This window comes from Pilimelia columellifera subsp. columellifera, from assembly GCF_039532605.1.
GTDB classification, from domain to species: Bacteria; Actinomycetota; Actinomycetes; order Mycobacteriales; family Micromonosporaceae; genus Pilimelia; species Pilimelia columellifera.
In genome coordinates this window covers 1-1215 of record NZ_BAAARY010000067.1, presented here as the reverse complement: position 1 = coordinate 1215, position 1215 = coordinate 1, and the positions used below count along the sequence as shown (strand labels likewise).

General features: G+C 68.6%; 3 protein-coding genes. 2 read left to right on the top strand and 1 reads right to left on the bottom strand.

What is annotated here, in order from left to right:
- A partial coding sequence (locus tag ABD287_RS18340) for a helix-turn-helix domain-containing protein (RefSeq protein ID WP_344174783.1) occupies positions 1–135 on the bottom strand: 135 nt, incomplete at its 3' end.
- Positions 136–190: 55 nt separating this feature from the next.
- Between ABD287_RS18340 and ABD287_RS18335 the strand changes: the two genes are divergently transcribed.
- Together ABD287_RS18335 and ABD287_RS18330 are read left to right on the top strand one after the other, a co-directional pair.
- Positions 191–508, top strand: a complete 318-nt coding sequence (locus tag ABD287_RS18335; RefSeq protein WP_344174781.1) for a transposase — start codon at positions 191–193, stop codon at positions 506–508.
- On the top strand, positions 505–1215 hold a 711-nt coding region (locus tag ABD287_RS18330), incomplete at its 3' end, for an IS3 family transposase (RefSeq protein WP_344174779.1). The genes ABD287_RS18335 and ABD287_RS18330, both read left to right, overlap by 4 nt.

The following is a 1215-nucleotide window of genomic DNA, read 5'->3' as shown; positions in this document are numbered from 1 at the left end:
CTTGGACACCAACGCCTGCTCACCACCGGCCACCCACCGGCGTCGCCACGTGTACGCCGACTTCGGCGACACCTCCAACACCGCCGCCACTTCCAACGCGCTCATCCCATCCGCGAACATCCGCGCCGCCCGCAGCCGTGTTGCGCACCGGGTTTGATGGAGACATCGAAACCTGGAAGGAACACCTCTCGTGCCTGCACCGAAGAAGTACCCCGATGAGCTGCGTGAGCGCGCGGTCCGGATGACGATCGAGGCCCGGCGGGACCCGGTGGCCGCGCCGGGGGCGATCCGCAGGATCGCCGACCAGCTCGGAGTCCATCCGGAGGCGTTGCGGGCCTGGGTGAAGCGGGCCGAGGTCGACGCCGGTGTCCAGCCGGGCAGGTCCAGCAGTGAGGAGCATCGGATCGCGGCGCTGGAGCGGGAGAACCGTGAGCTGCGGCGGGCGAACCAGATCCTGAAGTCTGCGGCGTCTTTCTTCGCGGCGGAGCTGGACCGTCCATCGAGATGAAGGTCGCGTTCGTCGACTCTCAACAGGCCAAACACGGTGTCCAGCCGGTCCTGGCGGCGCTGCAAGACACGCCAGCAGGGATCGCGCCGTCGACCTACTACGCCACCAAGACCCGCCCGCCGTCGGCTCGGAAGGTCCGTGACGCCGACTTGACCGAGCAGATCACGGCCGTGTATCGGGACAACTACGGCGTTTACGGCGCCCGGAAGGTCTGGCATGAGCTGCGCCGTCGCGGTGTGGAGGTGGCCAGGTGCACTGTCGAGCGGCTCATGCGAGCTGCGGGCCTACGCGGGCTGCTACGGGACAAGTCCCCGCGCACCACGCGGCCGGCGGCGGAGACCGACCGGCCGGCTGACCTGGTCAAACGCGCCTTCACCGCCACCGCACCCAACCAGCTGTGGGTCGCCGACCTGACCTACGTGCGCACCACCGCAGGCTGGGTGTACGCGGCGTTCGTCCTCGACGTGCACTCCCGCATGATCGTCGGCTGGCAGGTCGCCACCAGCCTCTACACCGACCTGGCGTTGGACGCGCTGAAGATGGCCATCTGGCGCCGCCAGAACCAGGGCGCTGACCTGGCCCGCCTGGTCCACCACTCAGACCGGGGTGCCCAAGGCGGATTCAACTGGTCGTCGCAACACCTCGATCATGGAGGTGTTGGATGGGACGACCGAGGAAGCAGTTGCCGCAGCCACCGGAGGGGGCGA